The organism is Streptomyces sp. BL1 (assembly GCF_057628045.1).
In genome coordinates this window covers 4,962,849-4,983,358 of sequence record NZ_JBXYWZ010000002.1, presented here as the reverse complement: position 1 = coordinate 4,983,358, position 20,510 = coordinate 4,962,849, and the positions used below count along the sequence as shown (strand labels likewise).

15 protein-coding genes and 1 tRNA gene are annotated in these 20,510 nt (G+C 71.3%); 13 read left to right on the top strand and 3 right to left on the bottom strand.

The window, feature by feature from the left end; all coding sequences use genetic code 11:
• The first annotated feature begins 20 nt into the window (after window positions 1–20).
• From AC3AGO_RS21885 to AC3AGO_RS21850, 8 genes are all read left to right on the top strand, one after another.
• On the top strand, window positions 21–1,475 hold the full coding sequence (locus AC3AGO_RS21885; protein WP_487821919.1) for an amidase: 1,455 nt from the start codon (window positions 21–23) through the stop codon (window positions 1,473–1,475).
• Window positions 1,476–1,666: 191 nt separating this feature from the next.
• A complete protein-coding gene (ehuB, locus tag AC3AGO_RS21880; RefSeq protein ID WP_487821918.1) occupies window positions 1,667–2,599 on the top strand; it encodes an ectoine/hydroxyectoine ABC transporter substrate-binding protein EhuB in 933 nt (310 codons plus the stop codon).
• Window positions 2,596–3,330 carry an ectoine/hydroxyectoine ABC transporter permease subunit EhuC gene (ehuC, locus tag AC3AGO_RS21875; RefSeq protein WP_487824754.1) on the top strand — a complete coding sequence of 245 codons (735 nt, stop codon included), beginning with the start codon at window positions 2,596–2,598 and terminating at the stop codon, window positions 3,328–3,330. The genes ehuB and ehuC overlap by 4 nt, the downstream gene beginning before the upstream one ends.
• On the top strand, window positions 3,330–3,980 hold the full coding sequence (ehuD, locus tag AC3AGO_RS21870) for an ectoine/hydroxyectoine ABC transporter permease subunit EhuD (RefSeq protein ID WP_487821917.1): 651 nt from the start codon (window positions 3,330–3,332) through the stop codon (window positions 3,978–3,980). The genes ehuC and ehuD overlap by 1 nt, the downstream gene beginning before the upstream one ends.
• Window positions 3,970–4,797: an ectoine/hydroxyectoine ABC transporter ATP-binding protein EhuA gene (ehuA, locus tag AC3AGO_RS21865; protein ID WP_487821916.1), complete on the top strand. Its 828-nt coding sequence runs from the start codon at window positions 3,970–3,972 to the stop codon at window positions 4,795–4,797. Before ehuD ends, ehuA begins: the two co-directional genes overlap by 11 nt.
• Before the next feature lie 189 nt (window positions 4,798–4,986).
• A complete protein-coding gene (locus AC3AGO_RS21860; protein WP_487821915.1) occupies window positions 4,987–5,745 on the top strand; it encodes an IclR family transcriptional regulator in 759 nt (252 codons plus the stop codon).
• A 115-nt stretch (window positions 5,746–5,860) separates the two neighbouring features.
• Window positions 5,861–5,934: transfer RNA gene (locus AC3AGO_RS21855), tRNA-Lys, on the top strand.
• A gap of 133 nt (window positions 5,935–6,067) precedes the next feature.
• Complete coding sequence (locus AC3AGO_RS21850) at window positions 6,068–7,867, top strand: hypothetical protein (protein ID WP_487821914.1); 1,800 nt, start codon at window positions 6,068–6,070, stop codon at window positions 7,865–7,867.
• Between the two features lie 84 nt (window positions 7,868–7,951).
• Here the strand turns inward: AC3AGO_RS21850 and AC3AGO_RS21845 are convergent, their stop codons facing one another.
• Window positions 7,952–10,207, bottom strand: a complete 2,256-nt coding sequence (locus AC3AGO_RS21845) for a tetratricopeptide repeat protein (RefSeq protein ID WP_487821913.1) — start codon at window positions 10,205–10,207, stop codon at window positions 7,952–7,954.
• A gap of 367 nt (window positions 10,208–10,574) precedes the next feature.
• Window positions 10,575–11,594: an ABC transporter permease gene (locus AC3AGO_RS21840; RefSeq protein WP_487821912.1), complete on the bottom strand. Its 1,020-nt coding sequence runs from the start codon at window positions 11,592–11,594 to the stop codon at window positions 10,575–10,577.
• A 140-nt stretch (window positions 11,595–11,734) separates the two neighbouring features.
• On the opposite strand from AC3AGO_RS21840, the gene AC3AGO_RS21835 reads away from it, so the two are divergent.
• From AC3AGO_RS21835 to glxA, 4 genes are all read left to right on the top strand, one after another.
• Window positions 11,735–12,856 (top strand): winged helix DNA-binding domain-containing protein, encoded by a 1,122-nt coding sequence (locus AC3AGO_RS21835; protein WP_487821911.1) that lies wholly within the window; start codon window positions 11,735–11,737, stop codon window positions 12,854–12,856.
• A gap of 62 nt (window positions 12,857–12,918) precedes the next feature.
• Entirely contained in the window at window positions 12,919–13,665 is a 747-nt protein-coding gene (locus AC3AGO_RS21830; RefSeq protein ID WP_487821910.1) for a FadR/GntR family transcriptional regulator, read from the top strand.
• A 205-nt stretch (window positions 13,666–13,870) separates the two neighbouring features.
• Entirely contained in the window at window positions 13,871–15,928 is a 2,058-nt protein-coding gene (locus AC3AGO_RS21825; RefSeq protein ID WP_487821909.1) for a glycosyltransferase family 2 protein, read from the top strand.
• Window positions 15,925–17,916, top strand: coding sequence for a radical copper oxidase GlxA (gene glxA / locus AC3AGO_RS21820; protein ID WP_487821908.1), 1,992 nt, complete (start codon window positions 15,925–15,927; stop codon window positions 17,914–17,916). The genes AC3AGO_RS21825 and glxA overlap by 4 nt, the downstream gene beginning before the upstream one ends.
• Before the next feature lie 505 nt (window positions 17,917–18,421).
• Here glxA and AC3AGO_RS21815 read toward each other — a convergent pair.
• Window positions 18,422–19,480, bottom strand: coding sequence for a glycoside hydrolase family 6 protein (locus tag AC3AGO_RS21815; RefSeq protein WP_487821907.1), 1,059 nt, complete (start codon window positions 19,478–19,480; stop codon window positions 18,422–18,424).
• 216 nt (window positions 19,481–19,696) lie between these two features.
• Between AC3AGO_RS21815 and AC3AGO_RS21810 the strand changes: the two genes are divergently transcribed.
• Window positions 19,697–20,452: an ANTAR domain-containing protein gene (locus AC3AGO_RS21810; protein ID WP_487821906.1), complete on the top strand. Its 756-nt coding sequence runs from the start codon at window positions 19,697–19,699 to the stop codon at window positions 20,450–20,452.
• The last annotated feature ends 58 nt before the right edge of the window (window positions 20,453–20,510 follow it).

The window sequence follows — 20,510 nt, the reverse complement described above, 5'->3', positions numbered from 1 at the left end:
GTGACTGGAGAGGACGTGCCATGCCGGATCTCGGCGCGCTGACGGCGAACCAGCTCCTCGCGGGGTACGCGGCGGGGGACTTCTCCCCCGTGGACGCCGTACAGGAGACGCTCTCCCGTGCGGAGTCGGCGCAGAGCCGGGTCAACGCCTTCGTACGGATCGACCACGAGGAGGCCCTCTCCCGCGCGCGGGAGAGCGAGGAGCGCTGGCGGCAGGGCACCCCGCGGGGACTGCTCGACGGGGTGCCGGCCACGGTGAAGGACATCCTCCTGATGCGCGGCGCCCCCACGTACAAGGGGTCGTGGGCCATCGGGGACGACGCGCCGCAGGACGAGGACGCCCCCTCGGTGGCGCGGCTGCGGGAGCACGGGGCGGTGTTCCTGGGGAAGACCACCACACCGGAGTTCGCCTGGAAGGGCGTCACCGACTCGCCCCGCCACGGGGTGACCGGCAACCCGTACGACCCCTCCCGTACCGCGGGCGGCTCCAGCGGTGGCGGGGCCGCCGCCGTGGCTCTCGGGGCCGGGCCGCTCGCGCTGGGCACGGACGGCGGCGGGTCGGTGCGGATCCCCGCGTCCTTCTGCGGGGTCTTCGCGCTGAAGCCCACGTACGGGCGCGTTCCGCTCTATCCCGCCAGCGCCTTCGGCACGCTCGCGCACGTGGGGCCGATGACCCGGGACGCTGCCGACACGGCGCTGCTGATGGACGTGATCGGCGACCCCGACCCGCGGGACTGGTCCCATCTGGGGCCGCGGCAGGGCAGTTTCCGCGAGGGGCTGCACGGCGGGGTGCGCGGGCTGCGGATCGCGTACGCGCCGACGCTGGGCGGGCACACGGACGTCGACCCGGCGGTCGCCGACGCGGTGCGGCGCGCCGTGGGCCGGCTCGCGGAACTGGGCGCCGAGGTGGAGGAGGCCGACCCCGGACTGCCGGACTGTGCCGAGGAGTTCCACACCCTGTGGTTCAGCGGCGCCGCGCGCGTGACGCAGCACTTCGGCAAGGAGCAGCGGGACGCGCTGGACCCCGGGCTGCGGGAGATCTGCGAAGAGGGCGCCGCGTACAGCGCGTTGGACTATCTGGCGGCCGTGGACGTACGGATGGCGATGGGCCGGATCATGGGCGGGTTCCTGAGCGGCGGCGGAGGCGCGGCGGGCGGCCCCGGGGCGCGCCGCCCCGGCACGTACGACCTGCTGGTCACGCCGACCCTTCCGGGGACCGCGTTCGGCGCGGGGCGCGAGGTGCCGGAGGGCGCCCCGTACCGGCGCTGGACCGGCTGGACGCCGTTCACCTATCCGTTCAACATGACGCAGCAGCCCGCCGCTTCGGTGCCGTGCGGCACTGACGGCGACGGACTCCCCATCGGTGTGCAGCTGGTGGCGGCGCGGCACGAGGACGCCCTGGTGCTGCGCGCGGCGCACGCGCTGTACGAGGCGGGCGTCGCCGGCATCCCGGCACCCCCGGGCGGTGAAAACTGAGGAGCAGAGAACTCCCGGAATGCTCCCGGAATGGGAGTGATGGCCAGATTCTCCGGTGAACGGTTCCCACTGTGCCGAGAGGAACGCTTGTTTCCTGGGTGTTTCCGGAGCACAGGTCACGCTGGTTGCAAGAGGATCAAGGGCCGGAAACGATCGGCATATTGTCGTCCCCGCTGGGTAGTTGCGCGCCCATGGCTCCACCACAAGGGAACAACACCGGAAGAAACGGAAGAGGTTTCGGCCGCCGCTCCCTGCTTGCGGGAGCGGCGTCTTTTGGTGCGGTGGCCGCGCTCGGGGCGACCACCGCATGCAGCCGGGTACCAACGGGCGATCTGCTCACCCGTCTCAAGAGCGCCGGAACCGTACGTCTGGGCATCGCGGGCGAGGTCCCGTACGGATTCATCGACAAGAACGGCGAGTTCACCGGCGAGGCGCCGGAGCTCGCGAAAGTCATCTTCAAACGGCTGGGGGTGGAGAAAGTCCAGCCCGTGGCGACCGAGTTCGGTTCGCTGATACCCGGGCTGCGGACGCAGCAATTCGACGTGGTGTCGGCCGGTATGTACATCAACGCCGAACGCTGCGCGAGTGTCATCTTCTCCGATCCGGAGTACCGGATGCTGGACTCTTTCATCGTTCGCAAGGGCAACCCGCTGGGGCTGAACTCCTACGAGGACGTGGTGAAGAAGAAGGCCAAGTTCGGTACCGGCAGCGCCTACGCGGAAATCGACTACGCGGTGGCGGCCGGCTATCCGAAGGAGAAGATCACCATCCTGCAGGACCAGGTGGCCGGTCTGAACGCCGTGGAGGCCGGACGCATCGACGTTTTCGCGGGAACCGCGGTGACCGTCCGCGAAGTGGTCAAGAAGAGCCGGAAGGCGGAGGCCACGGGGGAGTTCGCCGCCGTGGTCGACGGAGCGAAGGTGCGGGACGCGGGCGGGTTCGCCTTCCGTCCCGTGGACACCGAACTGCGCGATCTGTTCAACCGCGAACTCAAGAAGATGAGGGAGAGCGGTGAACTGCTGCGCATCATGCGGCCGTTCGGCTTCACCGAGAACGAGATGACCGACTGGACCGCCAGGGAACTCGGGGGCAAGGACAAGAAGGGGAGGTGGATCTGTCGATGAACATCCATCTCTGGGAACTTCTGCTCAAGGGACTCTGGATCACCATCCAGCTCACCGTGTTCAGCGGCGCGCTCGCCGCGGCGGTGTCCTTCGCCGTCGGCATCGCCCGCACCCACCGGCTGTGGATCGTCCGCTTCGTCGCGGGCTTCTACACCGAGGTGTTCCGCGGAACCTCCGCACTGGTGCTGATGTTCTGGGTCTTCTTCGTCCTGCCGCTGATGCTCGGCTGGCAGCTCGTCCCGATGTGGGCCGCGGTGGTCTCCCTCGGCCTGACCTACGGCGCGTACGGCTCCGAAGTCGTCCGCGGCGCCCTCCAGTCGGTGAGTCCGGCGCAGCGCGAGGCGGGGATCGCACTGAGCTTCACCGCGGGGCAGCGGATGCGGAAACTCCTCATCCCCCAGGCCTGGCCGGAGATGATCCCGCCGTTCAACAACCTGGCCATCGAGCTGATGAAGGGTACGGCGCTGGTCTCCATCATGGGCGTCGGCGACACGGCGTTCAGCGCCCAGATGATCCGCCTCGCGCTGCAGGAGAGCGCCGAGGTCTACTCGTACACCCTCGTCATCTACTTCGTCGTCGCCTTCCTCATCACCCGCGGCATGCGGGGACTTGAGCGCAAGGCCAAGGCGGGCATCGGGCAGGCGCCGCCGAAGGGCGCGGGGCTGACCCGGATGCTCGGCCTGCGGCAGCAGTCCGAGACCGCTGCCCCGAAGGCTGGAGGCGGTATCTGATGCAGTGGGACTGGTCCGCGGTATCGGACTTTCTGCCGGAGTTCTGGCGCGGGGTGCTCGTCACCCTGCAGGCGCTGGTGATGGGCTCACTGATGTCCTTCGCGCTGGGGCTCGTGTGGGCGATCGCGCTGCGCTCGAAGACCCGCTTCCTCACCTGGCCGGTGGGGCTGCTGAACGAGTTCGTGCGCAACACGCCGCTCCTCATCCAGCTGTTCTTCCTGTTCTACGTGATGCCCGAGTGGGGCGTGCAGTTCTCCACGCTGACGACCGGCGTCCTCGCGATCGGGCTGCACTACTCGACGTACACCGCGCAGGTCTACCGGGCGGGCATCGACGCGGTGCCCGAGGGCCAGTGGGAGGCGGCCACCGCGCTCAGCCTGCCGCGCACCCGCACCTGGGGCGCGGTGATCCTGCCGCAGGCCTTCCGCCGGGTCGTCCCGGCACTCGGCAACTACGTCATCGCGATGCTGAAGGACACCCCGATCCTCGCCGTGATCGGCGTGCTGGAAATGCTCCAGCGCGCCCGCATCTTCGGCGCCGGATCCTTCCAGTACGTCGAGCCGATCACCGTGGTCGGCGTCGCCTTCATCCTCATCGCCTACCCGGCTTCCCTGCTGATGCGAGCCCTGGAGCGTCGTCTTGTCCAGTGACACCACCCCACCGACCGCCTCCGCGGCGGAGACCGCGAACCCGGCCGTCGACGGCAGCGAGTTGATCAAGTTCGACAACGTGACGAAGCGCTTCGGCAGCAACGTCGTGCTGGACAACCTCTGCTTCGACGTCGCCTCCGGAAAGCACGTCACCCTCATCGGCCCCTCCGGATCCGGCAAGACCACGATCCTGCGGCTGCTGATGACGCTGGTGAAGCCCGACGAGGGCACCATCAAGGTCGCCGGCGACTACCTCACGCACGAGGAGAAGGGCGGCAAGCTCGTCGTGGCCGGCGAGAAGCACACCCGCGAGGTGCGCAAGAGCATCGGCATGGTGTTCCAGCAGTTCAACCTCTTCCCCAACATGAAGGTGCTGCGGAACATCACCGAGGCCCCCGTGCACGTGCTCGGGCTGTCCAAGGACGAGGCCGAGCAGCGCGCCCGCGACCTGCTCGAACTCGTGGGCCTGACCGAGCACATCGACAAGTACCCGACGCAGCTCTCCGGCGGCCAGCAGCAGCGCGTCGCCATCGCCCGCGCGCTCGCCATGCGGCCGCAGGTGCTGCTGCTGGACGAGGTCACCTCGGCGCTCGACCCCGAACTGGTGGCCGGTGTGCTGGACGTGCTGCGCGACATCGCGCAGACGACGGACATCACCATGCTGTGCGTCACGCACGAGATGAACTTCGCACGGGACATCTCCGACGACGTGCTGATGTTCGACGCGGGGCGGGTCATCGAGTCCGGCTCGCCGGAGAAGATCTTCAGCGACCCCGAACACGAGCGCACCCGCGAGTTCTTGAGCGCGGTGCTCTGATCCCTGCGGAGTACGGGGTGCGGGGTCGTCGCAGGTGCGGGGCCCCGCACCCCCTCTCCGCCAACGGCATATGCCGATAGCAGCAACAGCACCCCCTGGGGTGGCAGTTGGCGGCTATCGTGTGTCGTACGGTCGTGACCACATCCGCTGGACGCGACACGAACGGGCACACCCTCCAAGGAGGCCACCGTGGCGCTCAGGCCGGAGCCGACGGCTCCGTTCCACTCGGTGCAGTACGCGCTGCGCGTGCTGGAAGCAGTGGCGAGGCACCGGGACGGCGTCAGCGAGGAGACGCTGTCACAGGAGACCGGACTGCCCTCCGGGCACCTGGCGCATCTGCTGCAGATGCTCCGCCGGGAGAACTACGTGGAGCAGCTGGCCGAGGGCTCGTACGTGGTCGGCGAATCGCTGATGCTGCTCGGCGCCGGCGGAAACCGCGAACACGCCCTGCGCGACCGGCTGCAGCGCACCCTCACCGAGCTCCGCGACACCGTGGGCGCGGCCGTCTACTACAGCCGGTACCGCGACGGTGAGCTGGAGATCGCGCAGTACGCGGACGGCCCGAAGACCCCCTCGGTGAACCAGTGGGTCGACTTCCGCTCCGCCGTGCACGCCACCGCGATCGGCAAGTGCCTGCTCGGGCAGCTCGACCACGACGGCCGCAAGGACCATCTGGCGCGGCACAAGGCCGCCCGCCTCACCTCGCGGACGATCACCGACGAGCGGCTCCTGCTGAACACCCTGGAGCGGCAGCCCCCGACGGTCCCCGTGCTCGACCTCCAGGAGTACGCGGTCGGCACCGTGTGCGCCGCGGTGCCGATCACGGCGGGCTCCTCCGTCGGCTGTCTGGCGCTCTCGCTCCCGGTGGAGAACGCCCACCGGCTGCGCAGCGCGGCGGAGACGCTGAGCCGGCGGGCCGCGCCGGTGCTGCTGTCGCTGTCGATCTGAGGACAGCCGGTCCGAGGCCGCCCCGACGGCGGGCGGCCGCCACGGGAGTGGTCACGAGCACCCCCGCACAGGGGGTAGTATTTCTTTTGTCAGCCGGTCACGGCAGACACCACAGGCGCCGTTAGCTCAGTTGGTTAGAGCAGCTGACTCTTAATCAGCGGGTCCGGGGTTCGAGTCCCTGACGGCGCACCTGTTTCCGAAGGCCCCTCGCACAGGCGGGGGGCCTTCGACGTGTGCGGTGTGTGCTCGGGATGCCCCGAGCCCCGTGCCCGGTGAGGGCCCGATCCGGTGGTCCGCGCTCCGTGTGACTTAGGGTGCCCGGATGACCGGGGAGGCGTGGATACGGGTACCGGTGGGGGCGCATGCCGGAGACTGGGCCACCCGCGGCGGCTGCCGTCGCGTTCTGCTGGTCGTCCACAATGTGACGTCCGCCACGCGACTGCTGGATGTGCTCCCGCTGTTCCGCGACGACTTGCGGGTCCAGCTGCTCGCGACCTGCACCGGCTCCTCACCCTTCCAGGCCGGGGTGCCGGAACTGCTCGCCGCGGCCGGGCTGCCGGTCCTCCCCTGGGAGCAGGCCGTACGCACCCCCGTCGACCTCGCCGTCTCCGCCAGCTACGGCGGTGAACTGCACGCTCTCCAGGGGAAGTTGGCGGTGCTCTCGCACGGGCTCGGCTACAATAAGAGGCTGGCTACACCGGACACCGGACACCGGACACCGGACACCGGACGTCCCGGGCCCGGGTCCGCCCCCGCGCCCGTCTTCGGTCTCGCCCCCGAGTGGCTGCTGCACGACGGCCGCCCCGTCGCGGACCTCACCGTTCTCTCGCACCCCGAGCAGCTCGGCCGGCTGCGTGCCGCCTGCCCCGAGGCCGCGGCCACCGCGGAGCTCGCCGGTGACCCCTGCCACGACCGGATGCTCGCGGCCCGCCCGTACCGCGAGCGCTTCCGCCGCGCCCTCGGCGTCGGTCCCGGCCAGCGGCTCGTCGTACTCAACTCCACCTGGAATCCCGGCTCGTTGTTCGGAGACGGGGACGGGGGCGCGGACGGCGGGGACGACGTACTGCCCTCGCTGCTCCCCCGGCTGATCTCCGAACTGCCCGCCGACGCCTACCGGGTGGCCGCCGTCCTGCACCCCAACGTCTGGCACGGGCACGGCCCCGGCCAGATCCGCCTCTGGCTGGACCGGGCGCGGCGGGCCGGCCTCGCCCTGACGGATCCGCTGCACCACTGGCGGCAGGCGGTCCTCGCCGCCGACGTCGTGCTCGGCGACCACGGGAGCGTCAGCTGCTACGCGGCGGCCCTCGGCGTTCCGGTGCTGCTCGGCGCGGCGCCGCACGAGGGGCTCGACCCGGAGTCGCCGGTGGCCGCCTTCGTACGGGAGGCGCCGCGGCTGCGCCCGTACGAGGAGCTGCTGCCGCAGCTCGAAGCGGCGGTCGAGGCGCCACTCCCGGCGGCCGGCGCCCGGCTGGCGGAGGCCGTCAGCTCCTCCCCCGGCGAGGCCGCGGCCCTGCTGCGCCGCGCCTTCTACCGGCTGCTCGGCCTCCCCGAACCGGACGCGCCGGCGCTGCTCGACCCGCTGCCGCTGCCGCCGTACGAACCGCCGCACAGGACCGTGCCGTTGAGCGTGCTGACCCGGCTGCTGGGCGCGGCGCCTCCGCAGGCGCCACCGGAGATCGAGGTGTTCCGCTGGGCGGGCGCGCCGCCGGAGCGGGGCTTCGCCGTGCACGACGCGCACACCGCCGTCGACGAGGAGACGGCCGATCCGGGCAGGCTCGCCCTCGCCGATGTGGTGCTGCGCCGCGGCGCTCCGGACGATCCGCGCCTCGGGCCGCCCGCCGTCTGGGCGGCGGAGGCGGCGGACCGCTTCCCGTACGCGGCGCTCTGCGCGTACGTCACCGGGCCCGGGGAGTGTCTGGCCCGCACCCGCGAGGGCCAGTTCGTCCGGCTCACCGGGGAGCGCGGCCCGGACGGCAGGCCCGCGGCGGAGGACCCCGGCGTGTACGCGTCGGCCCTGCACGCCTGGCTCGGCAACGGGAAGTCGCTGCGGGAGCTGGCCGCCGGACTGGTGGTGTCGACGGGCCGGGCCCGGTATCGCGTCACGGTGACGGTGCACCGTTGACGGGGCGCGGATAAGGGGCGCGGGGAACTGCGCAAACCCCAGCGGGACCGCACTCCACAGGGTTGCCCACACCGGGGCGGGCGCTCAGGGCTCGTTCAGCAGGGCGAGGACGTTCCGCGCTTCCTCCAGGTCGCCGGTCGCCGTCTTGATGCGGTGGGCGCGCTGCCACAGCTCGCGCTGTTCCGCGCTGCCGGACGTGGCGGCGTGGCCGCACAGCACGGCCACGTCGCCCTCCTGCACCAGCGCCCCCTCCTCGGTCATGATCCGCAGGGCGGCGCCGAGCGGCTCGCGGGCGGACTCCCGTTCCCCGGCGTCGAGTCGGGTCCCGCCGAGGCTGGTGAGCACGCGCCCCTCGTTGTAGCGGTCGCCCAGTGCCCGTACGGCGGCCAGCGCGGACACCAGCCGGTCCAGTGCCTCCTCCGTACGCCCCCGGCCGCGCAGCGCACGTCCGATGTGGTGTTCCAGGAGGGCCTCGGCGCGGGGTTCGGCCGCCTCGGCGGCGAGCGGCAGAGCGGCGCGGAAGCACTCCTCGGCCTCCGCGTACCGCTCCTGCCGCAGCCGCAGCAGTCCGAGCGCCTCGGTGGCGGTGGCGCGGCCGCGCGGGTGGGACGCGGGCTCGGTGTCCCGGGCCGTACGGAACTCCCGCTCGGCTTCCTCGTACTGGCCCAGTGCCATCAGGGAGAAGCCCAACTGCACGCGGATGCGCGGGGCGAAGCGCGGGTCGGGGTTCTCCCCGGCCGCCTCGACGCCGAGCCGGTGGGTGCGCACGCAGTCCTCGTGGTGGCCGAGCCGCAGGTGCAGCCCCCACATGGCCTCGCACAGCTCGCACACGAGGTCGGCGAAGCCGAAGTCGTGGGCTGCGCGCACCGCTTCGACCAGTCCTGCCCGCTCCGTACGCAGCGCGTCCAGGGCCTCCTTGCGGCCGGAGTACGGGGAAGACCCGGCCTCGGCGAGCCAGCCGTAGGACCGGCCGAGGTACCAACGGCCCCTGGTGACCTCGGAGTCGGCGCGCACCGCGAAGTCGCGGTACCACTGCACGATGCGGCGGACGCCGCGGGCCTGCGGCTCGCCCGTCCGTGCCGCCTCCGCCGCGGCGTGCCGGCGGGCCGCCTCCGGCTGCCGGTAGCGCTCCTCGTCCGTCTCCTCCAGCAGGTGCAGTCCGGCGAGCTCCTCCAGGAGCAGCCGGGCCTCGGCCGCCGGGCAGTCCAGTACACCGGCCACCAGGTCCGGGCCGACCGCGGGCCAGCTCCGGGTGCCGAGGAGCCGGTGCAACGCGGCGGCGCGCGCGGTCAGTTCGCCGTACGACAGGTCCACCGCGGTGGCGACCGCGTCCCAGCCGTCACCCTCGCTGTTCTCCTGTGTACCCGCCATGTCCCCTCCTCCGGGGGTGAGTTCGCGCGCCACACGGTCCCAGGTCAGCTGCGGGCGCAGGGCGAGCCGCGCCCCCGTGGCGCCCAGCGCCTGCGGGTGACCCGCGCACAGCCGGGCCACGGCACGTGCGGTGTCGCCGCCCTCCGCGAAGCGCTCCTCGCCCGTGATGCGGGCCAGCAGCGTCTCGGCGTCCCGCTGGGCGAGGGCGCCCACGTGGCTCACGCGGGCGCCGTACCGCACCAGTTCGGGCAGCCGGCGGCGGCTGGTCACGAGCGTGAGGGAGCCCGGGACGCCCGGCAGGACGCCGCGGACCTGCGCCGCCGAGTGCGCGTCGTCGAGCAGGATCAGCGTCCTGCGGCCCGTCAGATGCCGGCGCAGCAGCGCCGCCTGCGCCTCCCTGCCCGCGGGTATCCGCTCGGACAGCACGCCGAGCGCGGTGAGCAGGCCGGTCAGTACGGTGGCGGGGTCGGCGGCGCCGTCCGGGGACGAGCCGCCGAGGTCGGCCTGGAGATGGTGGTCGGGGTAGTGCTCCTCCAGCATGTGCGCCATGCGCAGGCCCAGTTCGGTCTTGCCGATGCCGACGGCGCCGAGCAGCAGATGCAGCTGCGGTGCCTCCGCGGCGGTGACCGCCGCGGCCCGCGCCTCGTCCAGCAGCGTCTCGCGGTTGACGAACGGCGCGTACGGTACGGCGAGCCGGGCGGGCGGCAGCGCGTCGTGCTCGCGCAGCCAGCTGCGCAGCAGCACGTCCACCGACTCGTCGCGGGCTGCCCGGTCGAGCACCTCCCTGGCGGCGCGGAGCGCGGCGGCCTCGTCGCCGGCCGGCGGCAGTTCGGCGTCCCCGCCGCCGCCCCGCCGGACCCGGCCCCAGAGGCCGGCCAGCGAGACCACCCCGAGCCGGCCCGCCTCCTGCCCCGACCCCTGGAGGAACGCCCCGCCGAGCGCGCCCAGCGCCATGGAGAACGGTTCCACCGTGCCACCCCCTCAAAAGATCGCCAACACACCCACGCTACCGGCTCGTTGAACCCCCCGCCGGGGTACGGAGCACCGCCCCGAAAGGGGCGCGGGGAACTGCGCAAACCCCACGCGAACCGCAACTGACGAAACACCGAGCGACCCCGGCAACCCGGGCGCGAAAGCGCCCCGAACAGGGGCGCGGGGAACTGCGCGAACCCCGCACGGGCCGCGACTGACGAGATATCGGGTACCCCCGGCAACCCGGGCGCGAAAGCGCCCCGAACAGGGGCGCGGGGAACTGCGCAGACCCACAGCGCGAACCGCAGCCGCCCGCCCACACCCCGGGCACACGAGGCGGCGTATGTGACGCCCCACCGCGCGCTCAGCGCAATGGCAGCCCCTCCAACCGGTCCTCATGCGCGTGCCGGAGACCGCCGAGGAGGGCGAGAAGCACGCCCGCGACGGCCCAGACGCCCAGCACCCACAGGTGCCCCGCAAGGGCGTTGCTGTGGAAGTACACGATGTTCCGCACCGCGTGCGTGCCCGCGCCCGGCGGGAGCCAGGCGCCGATGACGCGCCAGAACGGCGGGATCATGCTGCCCTGGTAGGCGCCGCCCGCACTGGGGTTGCCGAGGACGACGAAGAGCAGGATGGCGAGCCCGATCCCGATGACGCCGAAGAGCACCTGGAGGGCGATGGTGGCCGCCCCCACACCGAAGACGATCAGCGCGCCGAGCCCGGCGAGCTGCCAGAAGTGCCCCGGCAGCGCGTCCAGTACGGGTCCCACGATGATCGCGCCGCCAATGCCGGAGGCCACGGCGTAGACGGCCATGGTGCCCAGCCGGAGCACGGCGCGGCGGGTGTTGGCGGGGCGGGCGCCCGCGGTGACGCCGAGCATGGAGGCGGCGAGATAGCCGCCGACCAGCCAGCCGATGACGAGGTAGAACGCAGTGAGGCTGCCGTGGTCCTGGTCGCCCGCGGGGACGATGTCACGGGTCGTCAGTTTCCGCTGCTGCTTCGCCGCGGCCTGTTCGGCGACCTGCTCGACGGCCTGGGTCACCGACTGGCCCGCGGCGGAGGCGACCAGCAGGGTGTCCTCACTGCCACGCGGGTTCATCACGTACGCGGCCTGCGCGTCGCGGTGCATGATGCGGTCGCGGGCGGCCTGCTCGCTGCGGACGACGGTGGTGCTGAGGGGTTCACCGGGCAGCCCGTCCAGCTGGTCGGCGACTTTCTGCGGGGCGACGACGGCGACCGGGATGCGCTGCGGCTCGGGGTGGTGGAAGGCGCCGATGTACGAGAGCAGGAAGCCCAGTTGTACGAGGAGTACGGCCACCATCAGGAAGAACGCCCGAGGGGTGACCGCGTCCCGCAGTTCGGCGGCGAAGCTGGAGTGGCGCATGGAGGCTCGATCCTCATATCGACGATTTACACCATGCATACCTTAATGTCCGGTTTCCGGGTGGGAGGGTTCCGGCACGCCCCGCACACCGCCCCGCACGGCACATGGCCAGGGCCCGGTCCGTCGGGGAAACTCCCCTCATGTCGCCCGACGTTCTCACTCCCCGCGCCCTGGGCCGGGCCACCCTGAGCCGCCAACTCCTGGCCGAGCGGGCCACGATGACCCCGCTGGAGGCGATCGAGCATCTGGTCGGCCTCCAGGCCCAGGCACCCCGGCCGCCGTATTTCGGGCTCTGGTCGCGGCTGGCCGGATTCCGGCCCGAGCAGCTGTCCGAGCTGCTGCTGAACCGCACCGCCGTACGGGCCGGACTGATGCGCGGCACCGTGCACCTGGTCAGCGCCGACGACTACGTACAGCTGCGCCCGCTGACCCGGCCGGTCTTCGAGCGGGGCGTGGCGGGCGAACACCGGCGCGGCGAGCTCGGCGTGGAGCCGGCCCGGGTGACCGAGGCCGCTATGCGGCTGCTGGCCCAGCGCCCGTACACCCGCGCCGAGTTGGGCGAGGAGCTGGGGCGGCTGTGGCCGGACGAGGACCCGTACACGCTGTCCAAGGCGGCGTGCTTCCTCGCCCCCGTCGTGCAGATCCCGCCGCGCGGCGTCTGGGGCCGCGGCGGGAAGCCGACGTTCGACACCGTGGAGCACTGGCTGGGCCGGCCGCTCGCGGTGGAGCCCTGCGTGGAGACGTACGTACTGCGCTACCTCGGCGCGTTCGGCCCCGCCTCGGTGGCCGACGCGCAGACCTGGTCGGGGCTGACCCGGCTGGCGGAGGTGCTGGAGCGGCTGCGGCCGCAGCTGCGGGTCTTCCGCGACGAGAACGGCCGGGAGCTGTTCGACCTGCCCGAGGCACCCCGGCCCGACCCGGAACTCCCGCTGCCGGCCCGCTTCGTGGCCGAGTACGACAACCTGATCCTCTCGCACGCCGACCGCGGCCGGGTCCTCGGCGAACCGGACCGGAAGGCCATCGCGACCCGCAACGGGCAGGTCCCGGGCACCTTCCTGCTGGACGGCCGGGTGCGCGGCACCTGGAAACTGCAGGAGAGCGGCGGCAGGCAGGGCGCGGCGACGCTGACGGTCGCCCCGTTCTCCTGGCTGTCGGACGAGGAGGAGCAGGCCCTCGGGGACGAGGGCGAGAAACTGCTGGCCTTTGCCGCCCCTGGCGACAGGTCACGCACCGTGCGTTTCACCGTGCAGCGCCGGACGTAGGCAGTGCCGGCCGTAAGATGGCCCTGACGCACGGAGGGCAGACCAGCGTGAACAACCGGGGCATGGCACGGGAGATCCAGGAACAGCTCAAGCGGCTCATCGTCGACCGGAGACTCCCCTCCGGTGCCCCGCTGCCCACGGAGAACGAGCTGATGGAACAGCTCGGGGTCAGCCGGAACTCCGTGCGCGAAGCCCTCAAGGCGCTGCAGGCGATGGGCATCATCGAGATCCGGCACGGCTTCGGCACCTACGTGGGCGCCATGTCGCTGGCCCCGATGATCGAGGGCCTCACCTTCCGTACCGTGGCGGGCCACTACCGCGGCGAGGACAGCCTGCTGGAACTGCTGGAGCTGCGCGAGGCGGTGGAGACCGGGCTGATCGCGCGGCTCGTCGGCACCGCGGGCCGGGACGCGGACCTGTCCGAACTCGAGGAGATCGTCGCCCGGATGGGCAAGGAGGCACGCGAGGGCGGCGTGCACGCCGCGACCGACCGCGCCTTCCACGTCGCCCTCTACAAGGGGCTGGGCAACTCCCTGCTGAGCGAGGTCCTCGACGCCTTCTGGGACGCCTTCCACCGGGTCCGCACCGACCTGGCCGACCTGGGCGAGGACCCGAAGGTCACCTGGCAGCAGCACGCGGACATCCTGGACGCCGTACGGGACGGTGACGCGGTGCGCGCCGAGGCCGCCGTACGGGACCACTTCGGGAACATCCGTACCCGGATCCGTTCCGCCGTCCCCGCACGGCCTTCGCGGGACAGTGACACTTCCGTCACAACTGACCCGGCATTTCCGCACGTTCAAGGGTAAACACCTGCTTTACCCGCTTGCGCGCCCTCGCCGGAGTTCGGGACCCTGCTGCACAACCGCCGGAAAAAAAGTCATGGAACCGACAACCGGTTCTGCACAGTCTCTTCATCCGGCGGCCGCACGTGCCGCTCCCGGGTCGGGGGGTCCGAGGACGCGGGTCAGTACGAGCACACGCGGCGCTGGCCGCGTGCGGGGGGATGGACTCATGACGTCTACGCCGCCGCCCGAGGGCGACCGGCAGCAGGCTCCCGGCGACGGGAGTCACCACAGCGACGCGCCGCAACGCGCCGATCAGACGGCCCAGTTGCGCATCCCACGGCAGAAGCAGCCGCACCGGACGTCGCACACGGGGGCCCAACGCATCATCCGGACGACCGGCAGCACACTCACCCGGGGCATGCGCCTGTGGACCCGCAAGTCCCTGCCGCGCTACGACTACGAGCACTACAGCCGGCTCGCCGGCCCCCTCACCCAGCCGCCGAAGGACCGCGCCTACCGCGTCCGGTACCGCAGCCTGCTCGCCGACGAACCGCACCGCATACGCGCGGCGGTCCTGCTCTGTCTCGCCCCCCTGGTCTCCCTGGGGCTGCTGGCCTGGCTGATGCAGCCCCAGCACTGGACGAGACGCGACGACGGCTCGGTCTCCGACCTGGTCGTCAAGCTCGACGTCGTGATGCTCGTCGCGATCGGCCTGATCGAGCTGTTCCGCGTCATGAACGTGGTCTCCAACGCACACGCCACGCTGGTCGCGAGAGACCCGATACCCGTCGTCCCCGAGACCGGCACCCGCGTCGCCTTCCTCACCTCGTTCGTCCCCGGTAAAGAGCCCATCGAGATGGTCACCAAGACCCTCGGGGCCGCCGTGAAGATCCGGCACCGGGGACTTCTTCATGTCTGGCTGCTCGACGAGGGCGACGACCCCGAAGTGAAGGAGGTCTGCCGGCGGCTCGGCGTGCACCACTTCAGCCGCAAGGGCGTGGCGCAGTGGAACCAGGCCAAGGGCCCGCACCGCGCGAAGACCAAACACGGCAACTACAACGCCTGGCTGGCGGCGCACGGCGACGGCTACGACTACTTCGCCTCCGTCGACACCGACCACGTACCGCTCCCCAACTATCTGGAGCGGATGCTCGGTTACTTCCGCGACCCGGACATCGGCTTCGTCATCGGCCCGCAGGTGTACGGCAACTACGACAACTTCGTCACCAAGGCCGCGGAGAGCCAGCAGTTCCTCTTCCACGCGCTGATCCAGCGCGCGGGCAACCGGTATGAAGCGCCGATGTTCGTCGGTACGAGCAATGCCGTACGCATCTCCGCGCTCAAGAGCATCGGCGGGCTGTACGACTCGATCACCGAGGACATGGCCACCGGCTTCGAGATGCACCGCCACCGCAACCCGCAGACCGGCAAGAAATGGCGCTCGGTCTACACCCCGGACGTGCTCGCGGTGGGCGAGGGCCCCAACTCCTGGACGGACTTCTTCACCCAGCAGCTCCGCTGGTCGCGCGGCACGTACGAGACGATCCTCAAGCAGTACGGGCGGGGCCTGTTCACCCTCTCGCCGGGGAAGCTCTTCAACTACACGATGCTGATGATCTTCTACCCGATCTCGGCGATGAACTGGATTCTCGCCGCGGTCAGTTGCGCGCTCTTCCTCGGCCTCGGCGCCTCCGGTGTGCAGATCGACCCCACCGTGTGGATGGCGCTGTACGGCAACGCCACCGCGCTGCAGATCGGGCTCTACATCTGGAACCGGCGGCACAACGTCTCCCCGCACGAGCCGGAGGGCTCCGGCGGCCTGGCCGGCATGCTGATGTCCGCGCTGTCGGCGCCCATCTACGCGCGCTCACTGTTCGACGCGCTGCTGCGCCGCAAGAGCAAGTTCGTGGTGACCCCGAAGGGCGACTCGGCGAGCCCGGACACGCTCTTCGGCACGTTCCGCGTGCACCTCTTCTTCATCCTGATCTTCGGCGGATCGCTGGGCGGCTCCTTCTATCTGGGCCACGACCACCCGGCGATGCTCACCTGGGCCACGCTCGCCCTGCTCATCACCGCCGCGCCGATCATCGGCTGGCGCGTCACCGTACGGCGGGCCAAGAAGGACCGGAAGGCGCAGCGGCAGCACCGGGGAACGCACGGCGGCGGCCGCCAGGGCCCGCCCGCTTCCGCGCCGGGCGCCGCGCCGCCGGACCGGCCGCGGCCGAGCTGGGCCGCCACTCCTGACGAGACCGTGCAGATCGCCCTTGGGGGACGGGAACAATGAATTACCGACCGAGCCGCCGCACCCGACGCATAGCCATCGGTGCGGCGGCCGTCCTCGTGATCGCGGGCTTCAACGCCCCCTGGCTGTACAACTTCACGACGGACAAGTATCACCAGTACAAGATCAATCAGCCGGAGTACAAGGCGGCCAACGGGCACTGGCAGAAGCTGGACGTGCCCACGAAGTTCAGGATCAACACGATCCACGCGGCACTGCTGCACACCGGGAAGGTGCTGCTGGTCGCGGGCTCCGGCAACGACGCCAAGCAGTTCCGGGCCAAGACCTTCCGCACCGTCCTGTGGGACCCGGAGAAGAACTCGTACAAGAACATCCCCACACCGAAGGACCTGTTCTGCGCCGGGCACACCCAACTGCCCGACGGGAAGCTGCTGGTGGCGGGCGGAACCCAGCGGTACGAGAAGCTGGGCGGCAATGTGAAGAAGGCCGGCGGCCTGATGATCATCCACAACGAGAGCCCGGACAAGGCGAAGACGATCAAGGCCGGCACCCGCTTCACCGGCCGGAAGAACGGCAAGACCTTCGAGGCCAAGGACTCCGTCCTGGTGCCCCGCGCCAAGAAGCAGGCCGACCCGGTCACCGGCCAGGTGCAGGTCAGCGCGAGCGTCGCCCGCGTGTACGTCGAGGCGTCCCGCAAGGGCAAGCAGTACCAGACCGGCACCGAGGACAACTACCGCATCCAGGGGCTGCGGGGCGGCGACAAGAAGAACCTGTACGGCATCGCGCAGAAGCTCTCCTTCGACAAGAAGGACTTCCAGGGGATCAAGGACAGCTTCGAGTTCGACCCGGAGACCGAGCGCTACCAGCGCGTCGAGCCGATGGAGGAGGCCCGCTGGTATCCGACGCTGACCACCCTGGAGGACGGCAAGGTCCTCTCGGTGTCCGGGCTGGACGAGATCGGACAGGTCGTCCCGGGCAAGAACGAGATCTACGACCCGCAGACCAAGAAGTGGGAGTACCTGCCGAAGACGCGGTTCTTCCCCACGTACCCGGCGCTGCACCTCACCGACGACAACAAGATCTTCTACTCGGGCGCCAACGCCGGCTACGGGCCCGCCGACAAGGGCCGCAAGCCCGGTCTGTGGGACCTCCAGACCAACAACTTCCGTCCCATCCCCGGCATGAGCGACCCGGACGCGCTGGAGACCGCGATGTCCGTGCCGCTGCCGCCCACCCAGACACGGAAGTTCATGGTGCTCGGCGGGGGCGGCGTGGGCGAGTCGAAGAAGTCCACGGCGAAGACGCGCATCGTCGACCTGAAGAAGGACAACCCGCGCTTCCACGACGGGCCCGACCTGTACGCGAAGGCCCGCTACCCGAGCAGCGTCATCCTGCCCGACGACACGGTGCTGACCACCAACGGCTCCGGGGACTACCGCGGCCGCAGCGACACCAACATCCTCAAGGCGGAGCTGTACGACCCGAAGAGCAACACCAAGCGGTCCGTCGCCGACCCGCTGGTGGGCCGCAACTACCATTCGGGGGCGCTGCTGCTGCCCGACGGCCGCGTGATGACGTTCGGCTCCGACTCGCTCTACTCCGACGAGGCCAACACCAAGCCGGGGAAGTTCCAGCAGCAGATCGACATCTACACGCCGCCGTACCTCCACAAGGGCAAGCACCGGCCGTCCCTGCGGGACGTGGGGCAGCCTCGGAAGACGGTACGCCCCGGTGACGAGATCTCCTTCCGGAGCGAGGACGCCGCGTCGGTGAAGAAGCTCCGCCTGATGCGGCCGAGCTCCTTCACGCACGTCACCAACGTCGAACAGTCCTCGCTCGCGCTGAAGTTCAAGCGCTCCGGCGACGGCCGCCTGACGGCGACCCTCCCCGAGGACCCGTCCCTGGTCCCGCCCGGCTGGTGGATGGTCAACGCGGTGGACGCCAAGGGCGTCCCGTCCGAGTCGACCTGGCTCAAGATCACCCGCGACATGTCCGCGACGGCCCCCACCACGTCGACGGTCTCCCCGTAACGGAGTCGAGGGGCGGGCCCCGCCCGCCCCCTCATGTCCGCCGTCGCGGGAAGCGCGCTTCTTCTCCGCCGCAGCGGCGCGCAGCCACCGCGGCGCGTGCCGGCGGTCTCAGCGCGACTCGCGCTCACACCGCCGACACGCAACGCTCAACTCACCCGCCGCTGCGGCGGAGTTGAGGGATGCGCCGCCTCAACGGCGCGGCAGCCAAGAGCCCGCCGCACAGGCGCCGTACCGGCCCGCGGGGCGGGCCCTCCTCCGCTGCGGGAAGCCGCGGCAGAATCTTCTCCGCCGCAGCGGCGCGCAGCCACCGCGGCGCGTGCCGGCGGTCTCAGCGCGACTCGCGCTCACACCGCCGGCACGCAACGCTCAAACTCACCCGCCACCGCGGCGGAGTTGAGGGATGCGCCGCCTCAACGGCGCGGCAGCCAAGGGGCCGCCGCACAGGCGGCGTACTGGCCCGCGGGGCGGGCCCGCCGCCTCACCGGCGCTACGCGCCGGCCCCGCGCTACTTTGCGTTGCTCGCCAACGCCAACGCGTACTGGGGCCACCACTGGCCCGCCTTCGGGCCGCCCTTGCACTCGCCGTCCGACTCGCCGGGGCGCTTGATCCACAGATACGCGTCGACCGTCTTGTCGCCGGTGCGCACCGTCGGCGCCTCGCCCAGCGCGCGGCCCGCCGGATTGCACCACGCCTCCTCGTCCGCGCCGGCGCCCTCCACGGGGCCGTTGCCGTTGCGGCTGGTGTCGATGACGAACGGCTTGTTGCCGACCATCGGGGAGACCTTCTTGCCGTACTCCCGGTTCGACGCGGTCGTCTGGTAGTTGGAGACGTTCAGCGAGAATCCGTCCGCCTTGCCGATGCCCGCGCGGTTCAGCGGTTCGACGAGTCCGCCCGGATCGCGCACCCAGTCCGGGTTGCCCGCGTCGAGGTAGACGGTGGTCTTCTTGAGCCCCTTGAGCTTCGTCACCGCCTCGTGCAGCAGCGCGTACCGCTCTTCGTGGAACTGCTCCGGCGTACATCCCTCGGCCAGCAGGTGCGGAATCGCGTCCGGCTCCACGATCACCGTGGCCTCCCGGTCGCCGATGCCCCGCACCACCTTGTCCAGCCACTGCCGGTAGGCGTCGCCGTCCGCCGCGCCGCCCTTGGAGTACTGGCCGCAGTCGCGGTGCGGCAGGTTGTAGAGCACCATCAGCGCGCCGCGGTCCGCCTTCTCGGCGGTGCTCGTCAGCTTCCGGGTCTCGCCCTCCGGGTCCTCGGTGCCCACCCAGTCGGCCACCGGCTGCCGCGCGATCTTGTCGATCGCCGCGGCCTGCTGGTCCTTGCCGTCCTTGCGGAACGCGGCCGCTTCCCGAGCCGCCTTGCTCTGCGGATCGACCCAGAACGGGGCGGTGTCTCTGGGCCGTTGCTCCGTTCCCCCGGCGTCGTCGCCCCCGCCGTCGTCCGAGGAGCCTGAGCACCCCGCCAGCAGCATCGCGCCCACCGCGGCGGCAGCCGCGGCTCTCGTCAGCCGCGCGCCCGAACGCGCGCCCCGCGTGGTCCTGTCGGCACAGGTGTACCCGTACATCCACTCCCCCCTCGGCCGTACTGCGCGGGGACCGGCCCCGAGAGGCCACTCCCCTGCCCCCTCGCCGCACCCCGCCGGACCGCACCATCGTGTCACAGCGCCCTCCCGTGAAGGCCGCCGCGCGGAACTGTCGACCAGCTGTTACCCGCACGCCCGCCTCCGGCCGCGCATAGGATGTGGGTCCACCAGGCCGCACGGGCACGCAAGGAGGAGGGTGTGGTCAGCCACGAACTGGCAGCCGTCCTCAACGAGCTGACAGCCCACCCCGGTTTCCCGCTCTCCACGGAGACGGCCCGCCGTATCTGCTCCGCACTCGGTGTCGACGGGGCAGCCGTCTCCCTCGCGCACGACGGCCCGCCGCCCGGCGAACAGCTGTGGTCCTCGGGGCGTACGGCGGGCGAGCTGGAGGAGCTCCAGTTCACCCTCGGGGTCGGGCCCGGCGTCGACACGGCGCGCAGCGGAATCATGGTGCTCGAACCGGAGCTGCGTACCGTCCCCGCCGACCGCTGGCCGGGGTTCCCGCCGGGGGCCCAAGAGCTGGGCGTACAGGCGGTGTTCAGCTTTCCGCTGCAGATCGGCGCCATCCGCGTGGGCGTCCTGCTGCTGCACAGGGGCACTCCCGGGACGCTGTCCCAGGAGACGCTCGGCCGGGCGCAGATCCTGTCCGGGGCGCTGGCGCTGTCGCTGCTCGGCGGCCGGGACGCGCAGGGCGACGGCAAACCGCTGCACGACAGTTCGCCGCTCGTCGTGGACTGGGTCGCGGACCGTGCCGCGCTGCGCAGGGCCGAGGTCCATCAGGCGACCGGCATGGTGTCGGTGCAGCTGGGGGTCACACCGGAACTCGCCCTGCTGCGGCTGCGCGTGCACGCGTACACGCGCGGTCTCGCCCTGCTCGACGTGGCCAGGGACGTGGTGGCGAGGAAGCTGCGGCTCACAGACGACGGCCAGGACGGCGAGAGGGATACGAAGTGAAGTGTGTGCCCCCGAAGACCGGCTCGCGCGGCCGCTTCCGCGACGAAGGGACGGGACC